At 66.2% G+C, this 19590-nt stretch carries 13 protein-coding genes; 7 read left to right on the forward strand and 6 right to left on the reverse strand.

The window, feature by feature from the left end; genetic code table 11:
- The 7 genes from ACPDIX_RS10410 to ACPDIX_RS10440 all read left to right on the forward strand — a co-directional run bounded on the left by ACPDIX_RS10410 (window position 1) and on the right by ACPDIX_RS10440 (window position 13647).
- On the forward strand, window positions 1-2103 hold the full coding sequence (locus ACPDIX_RS10410) for a hypothetical protein (RefSeq protein WP_423431732.1): 2103 nt from the start codon (window positions 1-3) through the stop codon (window positions 2101-2103).
- Window positions 2104-2265: 162 nt separating this feature from the next.
- Window positions 2266-2991 carry a PEP-CTERM sorting domain-containing protein gene (locus tag ACPDIX_RS10415; RefSeq protein WP_423431733.1) on the forward strand — a complete coding sequence of 242 codons (726 nt, stop codon included), beginning with the start codon at window positions 2266-2268 and terminating at the stop codon, window positions 2989-2991.
- A 242-nt stretch (window positions 2992-3233) separates the two neighbouring features.
- Window positions 3234-6365 (forward strand): LamG-like jellyroll fold domain-containing protein, encoded by a 3132-nt coding sequence (locus ACPDIX_RS10420; RefSeq protein ID WP_423431734.1) that lies wholly within the window; start codon window positions 3234-3236, stop codon window positions 6363-6365.
- A 199-nt stretch (window positions 6366-6564) separates the two neighbouring features.
- Complete coding sequence (locus ACPDIX_RS10425) at window positions 6565-7569, forward strand: 3-keto-disaccharide hydrolase (protein WP_423431735.1); 1005 nt, start codon at window positions 6565-6567, stop codon at window positions 7567-7569.
- A 118-nt stretch (window positions 7570-7687) separates the two neighbouring features.
- Window positions 7688-9184 (forward strand): efflux transporter outer membrane subunit, encoded by a 1497-nt coding sequence (locus ACPDIX_RS10430; protein WP_423431736.1) that lies wholly within the window; start codon window positions 7688-7690, stop codon window positions 9182-9184.
- On the forward strand, window positions 9181-10467 hold the full coding sequence (locus tag ACPDIX_RS10435) for an efflux RND transporter periplasmic adaptor subunit (RefSeq protein ID WP_423431737.1): 1287 nt from the start codon (window positions 9181-9183) through the stop codon (window positions 10465-10467). Before ACPDIX_RS10430 ends, ACPDIX_RS10435 begins: the two co-directional genes overlap by 4 nt.
- A gap of 6 nt (window positions 10468-10473) precedes the next feature.
- The gene (locus ACPDIX_RS10440) at window positions 10474-13647 is read left to right on the forward strand and encodes an efflux RND transporter permease subunit (RefSeq protein WP_423431738.1); all 3174 of its coding nucleotides are present in this window, start codon (window positions 10474-10476) and stop codon (window positions 13645-13647) included.
- A gap of 70 nt (window positions 13648-13717) precedes the next feature.
- On the opposite strand, the gene ACPDIX_RS10445 is transcribed toward ACPDIX_RS10440, so the two are convergent.
- From ACPDIX_RS10445 to pstB, 6 genes are all read right to left on the reverse strand, one after another.
- Window positions 13718-15085 carry a sigma-54-dependent transcriptional regulator gene (locus ACPDIX_RS10445; protein ID WP_423431739.1) on the reverse strand — a complete coding sequence of 456 codons (1368 nt, stop codon included), beginning with the start codon at window positions 15083-15085 and terminating at the stop codon, window positions 13718-13720.
- On the reverse strand, window positions 15082-15855 hold the full coding sequence (locus ACPDIX_RS10450) for a gamma-glutamyl-gamma-aminobutyrate hydrolase family protein (protein WP_423431740.1): 774 nt from the start codon (window positions 15853-15855) through the stop codon (window positions 15082-15084). The genes ACPDIX_RS10445 and ACPDIX_RS10450 overlap by 4 nt, the downstream gene beginning before the upstream one ends.
- A 188-nt stretch (window positions 15856-16043) precedes the next feature.
- A complete protein-coding gene (locus ACPDIX_RS10455) occupies window positions 16044-17291 on the reverse strand; it encodes a sensor histidine kinase (protein WP_423431741.1) in 1248 nt (415 codons plus the stop codon).
- A 30-nt stretch (window positions 17292-17321) separates the two neighbouring features.
- Window positions 17322-18005, reverse strand: coding sequence for a response regulator (locus ACPDIX_RS10460; RefSeq protein WP_423431742.1), 684 nt, complete (start codon window positions 18003-18005; stop codon window positions 17322-17324).
- 3 nt (window positions 18006-18008) lie between these two features.
- Entirely contained in the window at window positions 18009-18695 is a 687-nt protein-coding gene (phoU, locus tag ACPDIX_RS10465) for a phosphate signaling complex protein PhoU (protein ID WP_423431743.1), read from the reverse strand.
- Window positions 18696-18708: 13 nt separating this feature from the next.
- A complete protein-coding gene (pstB, locus tag ACPDIX_RS10470) occupies window positions 18709-19569 on the reverse strand; it encodes a phosphate ABC transporter ATP-binding protein PstB (RefSeq protein WP_423431780.1) in 861 nt (286 codons plus the stop codon).
- Window positions 19570-19590: the final 21 nt, after the last annotated feature.

Raw genomic sequence — 19590 nt, forward strand, 5'->3', positions numbered from 1 at the left:
ATGGCGATCGCGTGGGCGTCCGCCGGCCGGGGGCTGGCTGGAGAGGTTGCGAGCCAGCCGCCCGCCTTTTCCTCGGCGGATTGTTTGGACTGTCATTTGGACCCCTCGACGACCCGGACCGTCGGGGGACAGGAGATCCCGCTGGTATTTCCCACCAACGCCTTTGCCCGGTCGGTTCATGCCGTGCTCGATTGTGTGGATTGTCACGAGGGGATTCCGGAGCTGGTTCATCCCAGTCCGTTGCCGCCGCCGAACTGCGCGGGATGTCACGAGACCGAGGCGAAGGAATATGCCGGCAGCATTCACGGCGTGAGCCATCAACTCGGTGCCAGCGCCGCTGCCCAGTGTTGGGACTGCCATGGTTCCCATGACATCCGGCCGGTGCGGGACCCCGAATCGCCGGTCTTCAAACTCAACCTGGCTTGGACCTGTGCGCGTTGCCACAGCAATCCCGGCCTGACGGAGGAGTACCGGATGAAGCATCCGGAGGCCGCCAGTCATTACCAGGACAGCATTCACGGGCAGGCGCTGCTGAAAATGGGGCTGGTGGTGGCACCCTCCTGCAACGACTGTCACGGCATCCACGACATCAAGCGCAGCGTGGACCGTGACTCGCCGGTCAACCATCTGAACGTGGCGCGCACCTGCGGGAAATGCCACCTGGGGGTCCAACAGGTGTACGAAACCAGCATCCACGGCCGGCTGCTGCTCCGGGGCGACAAGCGGGCTCCGGACTGTACCACGTGTCACTCGGCCCATGAGATCGAACCGCCCCACACCGGCCATTTCAAGGCCACCAGCGACCGGAAGTGCGGCCAATGCCACCAGGACCGGCTAGAGTACTATCATGAGACCTACCACGGCAAGGCAATGATGTTGGGTCGGCCCAATCGCGCCCCGGACGTGGCGGCCTGTTACGATTGCCACGGCCATCACGATGTGCTGCCGGCGTCCGATCCCGCCTCGCACCTGTCGGCCGCCAACATCCTCAACACCTGCCGGCAGTGCCATCCCGGCGTCACGGCCGGCTTCACCCAGTATCATCCTCACGCCAACCCGATGGACCGCGAGAACTATCCTCTGTTGCACGCGGTCTTCGTGGGCATGACCTCGCTGGTCGTTGCCGTGTTCGTCTTTTTCGGCGCGCACACGCTGGCCTGGCTGGTTCGAACGCTTTACCTGTACTGGCACGATTCAAAGACCTTCCGCGAGGCCAAGATCCGCGCGCAGAAGGATGACGAATGGTTCACCCGCTTCACTCCTTTCGAGCGGTTTCTGCACCTGCTGGTGGTCAGCAGTTTCCTGCTGCTGGTGCTGACGGGGATGCCCCTGAAGTTCTACTACACGGAGTGGGCCAGGGTGCTGTTCGGGATCATCGGCGGCCCCGACACCGCCCGGGTGTTGCACCGGTTTGGCGCGCTGGTCACGTTCCTCTATTTCGGGTTGCACCTGCTTTCGCTGGCCGCCAAGGCCTGGCGCGGTCGACACACCCTGCGCGATCCGCAAACCGGTCGCTGGCGGCCGGGCCGGCTGCGCGAAGTGTTGTTCGGGCCCGATTCCATGCTGCCCACGTTGCAGGACTGGCGTGACTTTGTGGCCCACAACCGCTGGTTCTTCGGCAAGGGTCCCAAACCCCAGTTCGACCGGTGGACATACTGGGAGAAGTTCGATTACCTGGCGGTTTTCTGGGGCGTGTTCATGATCGGCACCTCGGGATTGATCATGTGGTGGCCGGAATTCTTCACCCGGTTTCTGCCGGGCTGGGTGATCAACGTGGCCCTGATCATTCATTCCGACGAGGCCCTTCTGGCCGCCGGATTCATCTTCACCATTCACTTCTTCAACACCCACTTCCGGCTGGAGAAGTTCCCGATGGACACCGTGATCTTTTCCGGGCGCATCTCGAAGACGGAGCTGTTGCATGAGCGCCGGCGCTGGTACGACCGCCTGTTGGCCTCCGGCAAACTCGACCAGTTCCGGGTGCGGGATGACTGGGAAGGATGGAAGCGCATCGCCCGGGGTGTGGGTTATCTCTTCTTCAGCGTGGGACTGATCCTCCTGGTGTTGATCCTTTACGCCATGGGCAGGCGCCTGGTGCACTGAACCGAAGCCGTCACATGGCAGGCAGCGGGCGGCTGCCCCGGGGCGCCGGCGTGGCGGCCGTCCGGGCCCGCTGCTCCAGGGATTGACAGGTTTGGGGCGATCTGCTATCTGGAGGGCCGGCTTTCTGATCAGGTGCGGGTCCGCACGAAAACCCGGAAAAGCATGAAAACGTACCTTGCGGCACTGGGCGCCGCGGCTGCGCTGGTTGCGGCTGCTTCCGCCCAATCTCCCATCACCTACGTGGACATCACGGACGGTCCCACCGGCAACACCCTGCAGTTCACCAACGGCGGGTGGGGCCTTTGGGAGGCCGTACCCCAGACCTCCACGCCGAATGACGGTCTGTGGGACGAACGCGCCTTTGGCAATTTCGCCACCATCTATCAAAACGCGGGCGTGGCGGCCGGGGTGGACACAGCGGCCCCCCGGCTGCGCACGACCCTGACCGTGCCCGAGGCGCCGCCGGGGATGTTTTACAACGTTTACGTGCTGTTTTGGACCGACACCAGCTTCGGCTGGCGGGTGGGCGCTTCGTTGTCGGACGACCCGGGTCAGTTGCCGGTTTACACGGCCAACACGCCCGGGGTGACGCAGTTCCATACCGGCGGGGACGGCACGTTTTACAGCGACAGCCTCTCGCCCAATCCCTTTACGACCCAGGTGATGATCTCGGAGGGCAACCGCCGGCTGTTGATGACGCCGTCGCTGGGACAGGTCACCGGTCCCACCATCACGGTGTACATGGAACCGGACCGGAACCAGCAGAACGTCAACGAACGAACCTGGCTGGATGGCGTCGGCTATCAACTGGTGCCCGAGCCGGCCGGGGCGGCGCTGATGGCGCTGGGCGCGGCAGCCCTGGTCGGGCTGCGCCGGCGCCGGTTGTGAGAGAGTTTGGCGCTGACCGTTGCAAGCCCGGCGAGGAAGGCCGGGCTTTTTCTTTCCGACCGGACGAGGATTTCGAACCCGGCGGCTCCGACAGGTTGATATAAAGGCCGGGCCCGCTGGAGTCGGTGCGCCGGCCCGGATCGGCATGTGCAACGACCGAAGGACCGGCCCTGCTGAACGGGCGTGGGCGCGGGAGGCCGCGCCGTTCACGGGCCGCCGCGAGTTTGAACGTCTTCATGCCGATGGCCGGGCGCTTGACAGCCCGGGCGGGGGCCTTCTACGGTGGAAACGCCAAACGCGAGTTCAACCCGTTGACCAAACCCAGGCCTGCCATGAAACGAATCTTCCGTGTCCTTGCCTGTTGGGGACTGTTGCAAACCCTCCCACTCTCTGCGGCCAACATTGCCTTCGTCAGTTTTCATCCGGCTGATGATCAGCCGGACGCCAGCGCCGCCGGCGCAGGCTTCACCAACGCACCCGACGCTGGTTACACCCTTTTGCTGAGCACAAACGGACACACGGTGACCCGGTTGGTGACCATGGACAGCGCCGACACCAACCCGGATTTCATCAACGCACTCCAGACCAACGACCTGGTCATCATCAGCCGGTCCGTGCCCAGCGGTCATTATCAGCAGGCCAACGAAACGGCTTTCTGGAACGGGTTGGACAAACCGGTCATCATCCTGGGCGGTTACATCATCCGGGGAGGCACCGGCGGCGGCTCGCGCCTCGGTCTCACCACGGGTGAGACCATGGTGGACACCACCAGTTCGAACGTCTTCCTGCGAGCGCTGGTGCCGAGTCACCCCATCTTCAACGGTGTGAACCTGGACGCCAACGGCGTGATGGTGAATCCGTACGCCCGGCGGATCACGCACACCAATGCCTCGACTGGGGCGACGGTGCTCCAGAACGGGATTTCCCTGTGCAGCAACCCACTGATCGCCGGAGCGGCGCGGCTTGCCGTGGTCAGCACGCCGGGGGATGCGGCCAACAACCTGGTTGTGATCGCCGAGTTTGCTCAGGGGCTCACCACAGCCAACGGCCGCAGCGAGGTTCTGGGGGCCAAACGGCTGGTTTTCCTCACGGGCAGCCGCGAGGCGGGTGGCGTGCCTTCCAATGGTGCGGGCATTTTCGACCTTTTCCCGGACGGCCAGAAGATGCTCCTCAACGCGATCGAGTATCTGGTCGGCGCCACCGGCACCCCGCCGACGGTGACCATTGATCCGCCGCTGGGGACGAACCTGTATGTGGGCGAGACCTGGACGTTCAATGCGTACGCCACCGGGAGCGATCCGCTCTCGTTCCAGTGGTACAAGGACGGGGAACCGTTGTTCGGGCAGACCATGCCGTCGCTGGTGTTCCCGGCCCTGAGCGAAACGGACGCCGGCGATTACACGGTGGTGGTTTCCAATCCGTTGGGCAGCGCCACCAGTGCGGTGGCCCGGCTCGAGCTGGCGGTGTTGCCGCCGCCGAACCTCACCAATTCACTGATTGCCTACTGGCCGCTGGATGCCGTGGTGGGCGGAAAAACGCCCGACCTGGTCAGCGGTTATGACATGACCCTGGTGAACATGGGCGCGACCAACGTGGTGGCGGGCCGGTGGGGCAACGCCTTCGGGTTCAACGGCGCGGCTCAACAGGGGCTGGAGAGGATCCACAATCCGGGAGATGACCTCCCCGTCAACAACCACCCCAACTTCACCGTTTCGCTCTGGGTGAACGGTCTGCCGCAGGCCGACCGGCGCGTTTTCTCCGAGGGGTCGCTGACCAACAACAATCCGTTGTTCAACATCGGCACGCACAACTCGGGAGCGGATGGCACGGTGGACATTTACATCCGCAACGACAACGGGGCCACCGTGGGCGATCACCGGCATTCGTTCAGCACGGCCTACGACGGCACCTGGCACCACATCGCCTACGTGCAGCGGCAGGTCGGTCCCGGCTTGCTGCGGGCCCAGTTGTACGTGGACGGGTTCCTGGACCCGGTGGAGATCACGCCGGTGCGGCCCCTGACCGCCATGGCCACCTCCATCGGGATGATCCGGCGTGCGGCGGCCTCGGCCTGGTTTACGGGTCTGATTGACGAGGTGGCGGTTTGGAACCGGGCGTTGACGCCGGAGGAGATCCAGATCCTGCAACAGACGCAGATCACCAATCCGCCGTCCCGTCTGTTGCCGCTGGTGATCACGCGGTTCCGGGCGGATCTGCCGGCGGTGGTCCGCGGCGGCACCACCACCCTGCGGTGGGAGGTGAGCAAGGACGCCTCGCAGGTGGAGATTACCCCGTTGGGCAACGTGACCTCCGAGACGGTGGCGGGTGTCGGAAGTCGGCCGCTCACGGTGACCGAACCGATGACCCTGGTGCTGACCATCCGGCGCGGGGCGGACAGTCTGTCAGCCACCACCCATGTGGCCGTGGTGGACGGTGTGGCACCCAACTGGGTGGTCCTGGACACGTTCGATCAGTATGCCGAAGGACCGCTGGCGCCGCAGGGCTACTGGAGCGATGCCACCGGAAATTCGGGTCAGGTGATCATCACCAACGGACATCGCGCCTTGCGGACGCCCAGCGCCAACAGCGTTGGGTTCCTCCCGCTGCGGGAATTGTCCGTGCAACCGGGTCAGGCGCGGACATTGTTCTTCCGCGTCATTGCGGGTGAGCCGACGGCCACCGGCGTGACCAACGTGGTGGGACTGACCGACAAGAGCATGCGCAATTACGGCGACGTGTTCTTCAACATCGGTCCGGTGGTGTACTTCACGGCCTTCACCAACGAGCTGCTCGGGATCAACACCAACGCCTGGTACATCGGCGCCCGCAACGGCTGGTTCGGCAACAATTCCAGTCCGCCACCCGACTTCGCGCCCGAGCCGCTCGAGCCCGGCGTGGTTTACAACGTCTGGATCAACATCACCAATGCCGACGAAAACCTGGGCATGTTCGATACCTTCTGGGTCTACATCCAGAAAGAGGGCGCGGCGGAACGGACCCTGCTGTTCTCGGAGTATCTGAGCGATCGGGATCCCTACTATGTGGACGCCGTGCTGGGTGGCATGGGCCCGGTGATGGACAAACTGATCGTTCTGGGCAACAGCGCCACCTACAGCGCGATCTTCGACGACTTCTACCTGAGCACCGGCGGGTGGAACGACACCGTGCCCAAGGCTTATGTGTTCGCCCCGAGCGAACCGGCCACGATCTCGGTGCAGCGGGTCGGTTCCCGGGTCGAACTCCGATGGAACCGCGGTGTGCTGCAGCACGCGCCTGCAGTCACGGGCCCATGGACGGACGTCCCGGGCAACCCCGGGTCGCCGTATCTGGTGGAACCGACCGAGACCAGCCGGTTCTATCGTACGCGCGAGTGATCTGATGCGCGGGGTCTCGCCTGCACCACAGGGTGCGAGTTCCGTTTGCACGCCTGCGGACCGGCCGCCGGGACCGGTCCGCAGGCTCGTTTGAACCGCCGCAGGGGGAAGGTCCGGGATACACGGCGGATGCGGTCGGGCCCCGCGCGCCCGAGGATTCCACTTGCAGCTCCGGTCGGCCCGGCGTTCACTGCCGGCCATGAAACGTTTCTGTGAACCAGTGGGTCCTCTGGCCGTGATACTGGGGTTGTGTCTGACCGCCGGTTGCGTCTTCGGAGCCTCGCGCAGTTTCGAAGGGCGTTTTGCTCTCACCCTGCCGGACGGAGGGGCCGGTTGGTTGGGGATCAGCCGGACCAACGGAGGCTGGACAGGTTCCATCATGTGGGGCGCCGGCAGCGTGGTGCCCGTGCAGGCCGTCGAGGTTCGGGGTGACATGCTCGTGGTCACGCGCGTTCACGAGCGCAAGGAAAAGAATGCGGAAGGCCGCGAGGTCACCGTGCGCGAACAGGAGATCCTGGAGGGCCGTTGGGCGGGCGATCACCTGGAGTTCACCACACGGCGCCAGACCCGCGACGGATGGACGGAACCGCGCCGCTTCATCGGCAGGCCCATTCCGCCCTTGCCGCCGCCGCCCGACCTGAGCCGGGTCCGATTCGGCGAGCCGATTGGGCTGTTCAACGGACGGGACCTGAGCGGGTGGCGGCCGTTCGGCGGCCGCAATGGTTGGCGGGCCGCCGACGGCGTGCTGATCAATGACGCACCCCAGCCCGAGGGACGGCACATTGCCTACGCCAACCTGCGCACCGAACGCGAGTTCGAGGACTTCAACCTGCGTCTGGAGCTGCGCCTTCCTCCGAACGGCAACAGCGGCATCTACCTGCGCGGCATTTACGAGGTGCAGGTGGCGGACTCTTACGGGAAACCGCCCAGCATGCACGGGATGGGCGCCATTTACAGCCGCATCGCACCGACGGAGAACGCGGCCCGGCCGGCCGGGGAATGGCAGACCTACGACATTACCCTCGTGGACCGGCACGTCACGGTGATCCTGAACGGCCGGAAGATCATCGACAACCAGCCCTTGCTGGGTTGCACCGGCGGCGCCTTGTGGTCGGACGAACTCCGACCGGGACCGATCTATCTGCAAGGGGATCATACGAGCGTGGAGTATCGCAACCTTGTGCTGCGGCCGGTGCTCAAGTAGGCCGGGCCCAACCCGCCTGTCCGGCCCCCGGCAGGCACGCCGCCGGCCGCCCGGCCGCAGTCGGTGTTCCAAAGGTGACTTTCGGCGCTCTCGAGGTTCTGCCAGCTTTGATGCTGTGTTGAGGTTGTGCCTTCGACCGATTCGCCTGTACGCGCTGTCGGTTCTCGGGGTGTGCGGGTGGTTGCTTCTGGTGGGAGCCGGAACGGGTTGCCTGCCGGCGGTGCGGCAGGCTCCGCCCGCAGTGCGGCTGCCCGACCAGTTTCGGCGCTCGGGCACCGTGCCGTTGCCCGACCGGTGGTGGCGGAGTTTCGAGGACCCGGTGCTGGCGGAACTGATTGAGCAGGCCCTTCGAGAGCAGCCGGGTCTGCTGGCTGTTTGGGCCCGACTCGAGCAGGCCGAGGCGTTGGCGCGCAAGGCGGGCGCGGAACTTGTGCCGGCGATGGATCTCCGGGCACAAGGCTCCCGCACCTACGAGCGGGCCGCGGATGCCCACGGCCGGTACACCGTGCGACAGCGTGCCGATCTGTTCCTGGGCGCGGCCGCTTCGTACGAAGTGGATCTCTGGGGACGGGTCCGGTCGCTCCGGGAGGCGGCACTGCAGGATGCGCGGACTGCCGAGGCGCAACTGCAGGTATCCGCTCTGACCCTCTCGGCCCGGATCGCCGGCACCTGGTTCGAGTGGGCGGCCCAGCAGGCGCTGGTGGCGTTGTGGGAACGGCAGGCGCAGCTGCAGTCGAACATGCTGGTGTTGGTGGAGGCGCGTTTCGAGCGCGGCCAGGTGGGGGCGGCTGACGTGCTCCGGCAGCGTCAGGTGCTGGAGAGTGTGCATGGCAGCCTTGCGGTGGCCCGGGCCGAGGCGGAGGTCCTCCGGCAGCAATTGTCCGTGCTGGTGGGCGGCGCCCCCGGCGGTCCCCTTCCGCAACCGCCACCGACACTGCCTCCCCTGCCGCCCCTGCCACAGACCGGTGTCCCGGCGGATCTGATCCTCCGCCGGCCGGATTTGCAGGCCGGGTATCGGGCCCTTCTTGCTGCCGACGCGCGACTGGCCGCTGCCATTGCGGACCGGTTGCCGCGGCTCAGCCTCTCGGCCCAGGCGGGCGTCGAGGGCCGCAGCAGCCGGGTCCTCTTGGACCAATGGCTGGCCGCGCTGGCGGCGAATCTGACCGCGCCTGTTCTCGACGGCGGTGCGCGCCGGGCCGAGGTGGCGTATCGCCGGGCGGTTGTGGCCGAGCGTTTCCACCAGTTTCGTCAGGCGGCATTGGAAGCCGTGGCCGAGGTTGAAACCGCCCTGGTTCGGGAACAACAGTTGACGGAGCTCCTGGCCAGCCTGCGGCGGCAACTGGAGCTGGCCGATCGTACCGTGGAACGGCTCCGGGACAGTTACAGCAAGGGAACCGTGGATTACCTCCGGGTTTTGGACGCATTGTTGACCCAGCAAAGCCTGCAACGTGCGGAATGGGAAACGCGTCGGGATCTGCTGCTGCAGCGGGTGACCTTGTGCCGGGCGCTTGCCGGCGGCTGGGAACTGCCCCGGCCGGGTCCGGCGGGATCGGAGGTTGCCGGTTCTGCCGCTGCCGCGTCGGATCGTCCATCTGATGGGAGACCGACCTTATGAGTCCTCCTCATCATGCGCCTGGTTCGAAACCGCTGACGGCCGCCACGCCTTCGGTGGGGCGGCGGGTCTGCCGCTTTTCCCTGCCTCTGCTGGTGCTGGGCGTGGGAGCAGCGGTGGCCTACTGGCTGATCCGCACGGCTCCGCAGGTGGAGCGCCGGCCGGTGACCCACGGGGCCAGGCTGGTGGAGGTCGTGCGGGCCCGGTTCGCCTCGGAATCCGTGCGCTTGCCGGCGTTTGGGGTGGTGGTGCCGGCGCGCGAGGTGACGCTCTACCCGCGGGTGTCCGGCGAGGTGATCCGGATCGCGGAGGGTTTTCTGCCCGGCAACCGCTTCCAGGCCGGGGACGAACTTCTCCAGATCGATCCCCGGGATTTCGAGCTGGCGGTGGCGCGGAGGGAAACCGAGCTGGTCGAGGCGCGCAGCGCACTGGCTCTTGAACAGGGTCAGCAGGCCGTCGCACGCAAGGAATACGAGTTGCTCGGACGCGAGATCCCGGAGGCGGATCGGGAACTTGTGTTGCGGCTGCCGCAGCTTCGACAGGCCGAGGCGCGCGTTCGGGCGGCGGAGGCGGCGTTGGAACAGGCAAAACTGGACCTCGCACGCACCACTGTCCGGGCACCGTTCAACTGTGTGGTGCGGGAACGGTTCGTCAATGTGGGCAGTCAGGTGAGCCCCTCCACCCCGCTGGCCACGCTGGCCGGCACGGACGAGTACTGGGTGGAGGCCACCGTGCCGGTGGACGATCTGCACTGGCTGGCCATTCCGAACTGGAACGATACGACGGGTTCGGTGGCGCGCGTCTGGCGTGTCGGCACCTCGTTCACCCATGCCGTCTGGTCGGGCAGGGTGTTGAAGTTGCTGCCCGACCTGGAGAAGGACGGTCGCCTGGCGCGGCTGCTGGTGGCGGTGCCACAGCCCTGGGTGCGCGAGGCCGGCCGGGAGGGCCCGCCACTGCTCCTGGGCGACGCGGTCCGGGTGGAACTGGTGGGTCGCATGCTACATGCGGCCCAGGTGGATCGGCGATGGTTCCGCGACGGTGACCGGCTGTGGATCATGAACGAGCAGGATGAATTGGAGATCCGGCCGGTGGCGGTGGCGTTCCGGGGGCCGGAGACCCTGTGGGTCACCGGCGGTTTGCGGGAGGGCGAACGCATCGTGATCAGTGAACTGCCGGCGGCTGTCCCCGGTCTTCCCCTGCGGGTGTCCGGAGAGGCGGAATCGTCTGCGGCTGCCGGGCACCCGGCTGCGGCTGCTTCGTCGCCGGCGGGTCGGGCGGGCATCTGAGGACAAATGAGCGCTTCTGACGTCCACGTCTCCCGAGGTCCGATCGCCTGGATGGTGCACAACCGGGTGACGCCCAACCTGCTGATGCTGTTCTTGCTGGTGGGCGGCCTGGTGATGAGCCTGCGCATCCGGCAGGAGGTCTTTCCGGAATTTGATGTGGACCTGGTGACGGTGCGCGTGGCCTATCCGGGCGCCAGCCCGGAGGAGGTGGAGCAGGGCATCATCCTGGCCATCGAAGAGGCCGTGCGAGGTCTGGAGGGGGTCAAGGAGGTGCGTGCCCGGGCCGCCGAGGGCATGGGGACGGTGGAGATCGAGCTGCTTGCCGACGCCAACACCCAGAAGGCCTACATGGACATCAAACAGGCCATTGACCGCATCGTCACCTTCCCCCGGGACGCGGAGGAGCCGGAAGTGGAACTGGTCATGCAGCGGCGGGAGGTGGTGGTTTTGGCCGTGCACGGCGATGCCAGCGAATGGACGCTGCGGAACGTGGCCGAGGAGGTCCGGGACCGGCTGCTGCAGGACCCGCGCATCACGCAGGTGGACCTGCTGGGGGCGCGCAACTACGAGGTGCACGTGGAGGTGCCGCAGGATCATTTGCGCGCCTACGGACTCACCTTGGGCGACATTGCCGCGCGCATTGCCGCAACCTCGGTGGAGGTGCCCGGGGGCGGACTCAAAACGCCCGCCGGCGAGGTCCTGGTGCGGTTCAAGGAACGCCGCGACTGGGCGAAGGAGTTTGCCGACATTCCGGTCATCACGACGGCTTCGGGCAGCGTGGTTCGTCTGGGGGACATTGCGCAGGTGCGCGAGGGGTTCCAGGACGTGGACGTGGAGGCCACGTTCAACGGTCAGCCGGCGGTGAGCGTGGCGGTCTACCGCGTGGGCCGGGAAACGCCCATCGGAGTCTCGGATGCGGTGCGCGAGGTGTTGGAGGAGATTCGGCGGGAACTGCCGCCCGGCGTCCAGTGCAGCATCCGGAGCGATTCGTCCGAAATCTACCGGCAACGGCTGCATCTGCTGTTGAAGAACGGCTTTTACGGTCTCTGTCTGGTGCTGCTGCTGCTGGGGCTGTTCCTCGAGTTCAAGCTGGCCTTCTGGGTGATGATGGGCATTCCCGTGTCGTTCCTGGGGTCCATGCTCCTGCTGCCCGGCATGGGGGTGACGCTCAACATGATCTCCATGTTCGCGTTCATCACGGCGCTGGGCATCGTGGTGGACGATGCGATCGTGGTGGGGGAGAACATCTACGAAATGCGCCAGCGCGGGGTGGACTTCATCACCGCGGCCATCCGGGGCGCGCGGCAGATGACGGTCCCGGTGGCTTTCAGCATTCTGACCAACATCGTCGCGTTTCTGCCGCTCTATTTCATGCCCGGCACGTTCGGCAAGATCTGGCGGGTCATTCCGTTGGTGGTGATCACGGTGTTCGTGATCTCCTGGGTGGAGTCGTTGCTGGTGTTGCCGTCTCATCTGGCGCACACGAGCAGTCGGCCGCGCACGGGTTTGACCGCCCGCCTGCATCATGGGCAGCAGGCATTTGGAGCGGCGTTTGCCGGCTGGGTGGAGCGGCGGTTCGGTCCTTTTCTGGCCGCCTGCCTGCGCCGGCGATTGTTGGTGGTGGCGGTGGCAGGTGCGGTCTGGATGGTGGTGGTGGCCTGGGTCTTGAGCGGTCGGATGGGCCTGATCCTGATGCCGCGGATCGAATCGGACTATGCCTACGCGGCGGCCACGCTGCCCTACGGCAGTCCGATCTCGCGCGTGGCGGAGGTGCGCGATCGGCTCCTGCAGGCGGCCCGCGCGGTGGCGGAGGAACACGGCGGGGAGAAGCTGGTGACCGGATTCCTCAGCGTGATCAACCAGAACATGGCGGAGATCCGCGTGTTCCTGACCGATCCGAACCAACGGCCGATTTCCACGACGGAATTCACCCGGTTGTGGCGGGAGCGGGTGGGACCGGTTGTGGGCGTGCAGGCACTGCAATTCTATTCGGATCGCGGCGGGCCCGGTGGCGGCGCGGCGCTGACGGTGGAGCTCAGCCACCGGAACATCGAGGTGCTGGACCGGGCCAGCGAGGTCCTGGCCGCGCAACTGGAGGAACTGCCTCATGTGCGCGACGTGGACGACGGGTACACACCGGGCAAACCGCAGTTCGATTTCGTGCTGCGACCGGAGGGCCGGCAGTTGGGCCTGACGCCGCAGGAGGTGGCGCGCCAGATCCGACACGCCTTCTACGGGGCCGAGGCGCTGCGGCAGCAGCGGGGTCGCAACGAGGTCAAGGTGCTGGTGCGCCTGCCCGAGGAGGAGCGGCGGCGGCTGTTCACGCTGGAGAATCTGCTCATCCGAACGCCCTCGGGCCGGGACGTGCCATTGCGGGAGATCGCGGAGGCGCGGCGGGGCCGCGCCTACACGGCCATCCTGCGGCGCGACGGCCGCCGAACCGTCCAGGTGACAGCCGACGTGGATCCGATCAGTGAGACTTCGAAGGTGAAGGAGGTGCTGGATCGCACCCTCCTGCCGCAACTGGCGCGCGATTTCCCGGGGCTGAGCTACGGGTACGCGGGCCGGCAGCAGGACATGTCGGAAAGCCTGCAGAGTTTGTACGGCGGGTTCCTGTTGGCCCTCATGGCCATCTATTTCCTGTTGGCGGTACCGTTCCGGAGTTACGGGCAACCGCTGATCGTGATGGCGAGCATTCCCTTCGGCATCGTGGGTGCCGTGTTGGGGCATCTGCTGATGGGTTACAGCCTCAGCGTGATGAGCATGATGGGGATGGTGGCGCTTTCCGGCGTGGTGGTGAACGGTTCGCTGATCCTCATCGAGTATGCCAACCAACGGCGGCGCGATTCGGGAGCGTCGGCCTTCGAGGCGGTGCATCAGGCGGCCTTGCGGCGGTTTCGGCCGATCCTGTTGACCACGCTGACCACGTTTGGCGGCCTGGCGCCCATGATCTTCGAGACGTCGCGGCAGGCACGGTTCATGATCCCCATGGCCTTGTCGCTCGGGTACGGCATCCTGTTTGCCACGTTGATCTCGCTGATTCTGGTGCCCTGCTTGTACGTGTTGTACGACGACCTGGTGCGGGGCGTGCGGCGTTGGTTTGCGGGCGAACCGTTGCGGGTACGGCCGGGTGAGTCCGAACCGGTGGTGGTCTCCCGGCCGGAACCGGTGGTGCGATGAGTGAGGGGCCTGCGGGCGCAAGGTCCGATGGGATGCCCATGAACCGCCGGCCCATGCCGGGCCGGTGGGATCAGACCTTGATCCCGTAGGCCTTGATTTTGTTGTAGAGGGTTTGGCGTCCGATACCGAGCCGCCGGGCGGCCTCCACCTTGTTGCCGCCGGTTTCCTTGAGCATCTGGATGATGGCGTTGCGTTCGACGCCCTCCAGGAGGGTGAAGTTCGTGTCGGGTGTGGTCCCGTTTTCCTCGTGGGTGCGGGCGATGGAGAGGTCGGACGCGTCAATCATCGGCCCGTCGCTGAGCAACACGGCGCGCTGGATCTCGTTCTGCAACTGCCGGACGTTGCCGGGCCAGTCGAAATGGAGCAGGCGCTCGATGGCCGCGGGGGTGAACCCGGTGAAGTTGCGGTTGGCCTGGGCGCTGAAGCGGCGCAGAAAGGTCTGTGCCAGCGGCAGGATATCGTCGCGCCGCTCCCGCAGCGGGGGCAGGTGAATGGAGACGGTGCTGATGCGGTAGTACAGGTCCTCGCGGAGTTTTCCCTGTTTGATGGCCTCCTGGGGATCGCGGTTGGTGGCGGTGATGATGCGGCAGTTGGTCTTGTAGGTGGTTTTGCCGCCGACGGGCCGGACCTCCTGGTCCTGCAGGACGCGCAGCAACTTGCTCTGGGTGTCCACCGGCATCTCGGCGATTTCGTCCAGGAACAGCGTTCCGCCCTCGGCCTGCCGGAAGAGGCCCTCCCGATCGGTGTGGGCGCCGGTGTAGGCCCCTTTGACCGAACCGAACAGTTCGCTTTCGATGAGTTCGCGGGGCAGGGCGGCGCAATTGACCTTGATGATCCGGTTTTTGTTGCGGCGACTGAGGCTGTGGAGCAGGTCGGCGATGACCTCCTTGCCGGTGCCGCTTTCGCCGGTGATGAGGACGGTCACGTCGGTGGGGGCGATGCGTTCCACCGTGCGGATGACCGCCTGCATGGCGGCGCTTTTGAACACGGGGGAGTTGGCTCCGGTGAAGGCGGCCAGGGCATCGCGCAGGGCGCTGGCCTCGGCGCGCTGCGCCTGGTGTTCCAGGGCGCATTTCAGGTCGGCCAGCAGTTTGCCAAGCTCGAACGGTTTGCTGATGAAGGTGTAGGCGCCCAGGCGCCCGGCTTCCAGCGCCACGTCCAGTGTGCCGTGCCCGCTGAGGATGATGATTTCCGTTTCGGGCCAGCGCTGGCGGATGACCGGCATGAGGGTGAGCCCGATGTCCTGGGGTTCGGCACCGGCTGTCTCGGGCAGTTTGTAATCCAGCAACACCACGTCCGGCGCCTCCGTGTCCAGGAGACTGCGCAAGCCGGCGGCGCTGTCCGTGGTCAGGACTTCGTAGTCGTTCTGGCTCAGGAAGGACCCGACCAGTTCGCGCATGTCCGGGTCGTCGTCCACCAACAGGATTTTCGCCTTCATAGCGTGGGTTGTTGCCGGGCTACGCAGGCTTCGACGAAAGCCGCGAAAATGGCCCGATGTTCCGGATACCGATCCTGCAAACGCTCGGGATGAAACTGGACGGACAGCAGGAATGGCAACGCGCGACGATGCGCCGGCGCCAGTTCCAACCCCTCCACGACGCCGTCCGGGCTCGTGGCCGTCGCCTGTAACAGGCCGGCGACACGGTTCACGGCCTGATGATGCGTACTGTTGACCCCGAGCACCTGCGTCCGAGTTATACTGTGGAGCTGTGAGCCGGGTGTCAACCGCACGTCATGGGCCACGTCGTCCTTTCGATCCTGCTGGTTGTGGTTGACCCCGCGCGGCCGCTGGGTGGGCAGGTCCACGATCAGCGTGCCTCCCAGGGCCACGTTCAGGAGTTGATGTCCCCGGCAGATGGCCAGCAGGGGTTTGCGTTGGCGAAACACTTCGCGAATCACCCACAGCTCCACCAGGTCGCGCCACCCGTCGTCCGGCGTGGGTTTGACCGTCTTTCGGAGGGCGGCGGGCAGGCCCTTGCGGTACAGTTGCGGGTTGAGATCGGATCCGCCGGTCAACAACACGCCGTCGCACCGCGCCACCAGCGCGGCCACGGTCTCTTCGGCGGTCACGGCCGGCAGGACGATCGGCAGAGCGCCGGCCTGCTCGAGCGCCCGGCCATAGGTCCAGGCGAGACTCAACGACCGGTCTCCGAACTCCGCACCCTCCGGATCCACGTCGGCCGTTACCAGCACCAGCGGTTTCGTCATCCGAGGAGAGGATAGTGGGTGAGCCCGGCGTGCGCGAGAGGTCGGGCAGGGTCCGGGGGTGCTGCCGCTCCTGCCAACCGGTCCCTGCCGGCCGGAGGGTTCACCTCTGGCGGGGGTGCAGGGGAGGCTTGCGTCTTGTGCCCCCGGGTTTCCGAGGTTCCGGACTTCCCGCCGTGCCGGACCGGGGATCAGGATCCGGCTGCCGGAGCCGGGGAGGACCGGTGGGCCACCGTGTCGGCGGGGGGGTCGTTGGGAGCCTCCGCTTCGGGCGGCGCAGGGAGGGTGAAGAAAAAGGTGGCGCCCCGGCCGGGCCGGCTTTCGACCCATACACGTCCGCCGTGGCGTTGGACGATGTGTTTGACGATGGCCAGCCCGAGCCCGGTGCCGCCCTGCTCGCGCGAGCGGGCCTTGTCCACGCGGTAGAACCGTTCGAAGACGCGCTCGCAGGCTTCGGGTGGCAGGCCGGGCCCGTCGTCGGCCACCGCCACGACGACGTGGTCCGGCGGCTCCGGCCGGGCCCGGATGGTGATGTGGCCGCCGTGGCGACCGTATTTGATGGCGTTGTCGAGCAGGTTGGCCAGGACCTGCTCGAGCCGGAGCGGGTCGGCCAGCACGGACAAGGGCGGAACGGCGTTTTCCAAGGTGGCCTGCCGGGCCGTGGCCCGGGGCTGGAATTCCTGCACCATTTTCTCCACGAAGTCGCGCAATGCGACCGGTTGCAGTTGGAGGGCCACCTGGCCGGATTCGAGCTGGGCCAACGTGAGGAGGTCTTCGATCAGCAGCTCCAATCGGTTGGCGTTGCGGGCGATGGTCTGGAGACAACGCTGTTGCAGGCCCGGATCGGTGGCCGCCCCGGAGAGGAGGGTTTCCACATAGCCCTTGATGTGGGAGAGCGGTGTGCGCAGCTCGTGACTCACGTTGGCGACGAACTCCTGCCGCACGCGCTCCAGTTGTTTGATCCGGGTGACATCGTGGAAGACGAGGATGGTGTGCAGCCGCCGGCCGTCGGTGTGGAAAAGTGCGGCGGCGCTGATGCGCAACCAGCGTTCGGGCGGGCCGGCCCAGATCAGTTCTTGTGTCCGGGCGGGTTCATCGGGATGAAGCCGGCGGGTCATTTCCTCCAGCTCATGCCACCGGGTGACGGCCAGCAGGGTTTGGCCTTCCGGGGGCGTGGGGGGTTGAAAGAGGAGGCGAAAGGCCGGGTTGGCCAGCACCACACGGTTGCCGGAGTCCAGCAGGAGGATCCCCTCGCTCAGATTGTGCAGCATGGCGGTCAGACGGGTTTGGGCTTCCTCAGCCAGTTGGGTGTGCATGGCCTCCCAGCGTGCGCGTGCGCGTGCGTACTCGTCCTGCAGGCGCTGATGCCGGCTCCGCCACAGCAGGTGGAGGATGGCAAGGCTTGCCAGCCACAAGCCGCAGAGTACGGCGGTCCACATGCTCTCACCATGCGCCTGGCCGGGCCCGGATCAAGGGGCAAAGCGATAGCCCACGCCGCGCACGGTCTCCAGATGCCGTGCGGCGGGTCCGAGTTTTTCCCGCAGCCGCCGCATGTGGGTGTCCACGGTGCGACTGTCCACCGTGGGTGCGTATTCCCACACGTCACGCAGCAGTTGTTCCCGGCTCTGGACACGACCGCGCCGCCGGGCGAGTGTGGCCAGGAGTTTGAACTCGGTGGCCGTGAGGTTGACGGGTTGGTTCTGCACCATGACCCGGTGGGCGGGCAGGTCGATGACCAGATCCTGAAAGTTCAGGACCTCCGCCGTTTCGGGCGGGGCACGCCTTTCCAGGAGCTTGCGCACCCGCAAGACCAGCTCGCGCGGGCTGAACGGTTTGGTCACGTAATCGTCCGCGCCCAGTTCCAGACCCAGCACGCGGTCCACCTCCGTGGCCCGGGCGGTGAGCATGAGGATGGGAATCGAGGTCGTGGCCGGGTCACGACGCAGCAGCTTGCAGACTTCCAGCCCGTCCACCTCGGGCAGCATCAGGTCCAGGACGATCAGGTCCGGCAGCCGCGCGCGGGCCTTCTGAAGGGCGGCGGTGCCGTCCTCGGCGCCGATGACTTCGAACCCGGCCTGGCGGAGGTGGATCTCCACCAGTTCCAGCGTCTCGGGTTCGTCGTCTACGACAAGGATGCAGGGTCTGGCAGCCATGGTTCAGGAAGTGACGGACGAGGGCGGGGGCGCGGCTGGCTTGGGCATGTGCCGGATGTCGGTGGCTTCGCAGAGGTAGACGACGTCCTCGGCGATGTTGGTGGCGTGATCGGCGATTCGTTCCAAACACTTGGCCACCGTCAGGATCTCCAGGCACTGCGGAATCGCCTCCGGATGTTGCTGCATGTGGGCGATGAGCTTTTCGCGGATCGCCTTGTGGGTGGCGTCCACGGCCTGGTCGCGCGGGATCAGGGATCGGGCGGTGTCCGCGTCGCGCTGGACGAAGGCGTCCAGGGAGGTCTTGAGCATGCTCCGGGCCTCCAGGGCCAGCGGGTCCAGGTCCACCTCGATGCGCACGGGCGGTTCATGGGCCAATGCCCGGGCGCGTTTGGCGATCTTGGCGGCTTCGTCCCCGATGCGCTCGAGGTTTTGGGAGATCTTCATGGCCATGGTAACGAGACGCAGATCACGGGCCAGGGGCGCCTTGGCCAGCAGGACGATGGCCCGTTCGTCCACCTCCACCTCAAGGCGGTCCAGGACGGAATCCGCGTCCCGCACGCGTGTGGCCAGGTCGGCGTCGCGCGTCCGGAAGGCCTGCAGGGCCCGGTGCACGGCCTGCTCGGCCAGGCTGCCCATGGTCAGCAGCCGCTCGTTCAGCTCGTTCAGTTCGCGTTCGAACGGGATTTCCATGGCGGGGTCTCCCTCAGCCGAATCGGCCGGTGACGTAGTCCTCGGTTTGTTTGTGTTTCGGGCTGGTGAAGATTCTCTGGGTGGGTCCGGACTCGACCAGGCGGCCGAGGTAGAAGAAGGCGGTGAAATCCGAGATGCGGGCCGCCTGCTGCATGTTGTGGGTCACGATGACGATGGTGTAACGCTGTTTCAACTCGAGGATCAGCTCCTCGATGCGAGCGGTGGCCACGGGATCGAGCGCCGAACAGGGTTCGTCCATCAGCAGGATCTCCGGCTCGTTGGCGATGGCCCGCGCAATGCAAAGGCGCTGTTGCTGCCCGCCCGACAACCCCAGGGCGCTGGTGTGCAGGCGGTCTTTAACCTCGTCCCAGAGTGCCGCGGCACGCAGACAGCGCTCCGCGGTTTCCTCCAGCACGGAGCGTTGGCGTACCCCGGCCACCCGGAGCGGATAAACCACGTTCTCGAAGATGGACTTGGGGAAGGGATTGGATTTTTGGAAAACCATCCCGATGCGCTTCCGCAGGGCGATCACTTCCAGATGCGGATGAAAGATGCTCTCGCCGCGGATGCGGATGTCGCCCCGGTGCCGGGCGCCTTCGACGAGGTCGTTCATGCGGTTGATGCTGCGCAGGAGGGTGGTCTTGCCGCATCCGGAGGGCCCGATCAGGGCCGTGACCCGGCGTTCGGGGATGTCCAGCTGGATGTCGTGCAGGACCTGGTGATCGCCGTAAAAGAAATCGTAATGCTCGATCTGAATGAGTCGGGGATCGGCTCCGTCTGTGGCGGCGCCGGAGGATGCTGCTCCGGGTGCCGTGGCGATCGGACGATCGTCCCTGCGGTCCGATGCGGCGGTGGCGGATGGGTCCATTTCCATGGTCATTCGGCTCCTCGAGAA

The organism is Limisphaera sp. 4302-co (genome assembly GCF_049537155.1).
GTDB lineage: Bacteria > Verrucomicrobiota > Verrucomicrobiia > Limisphaerales > Limisphaeraceae > Limisphaera.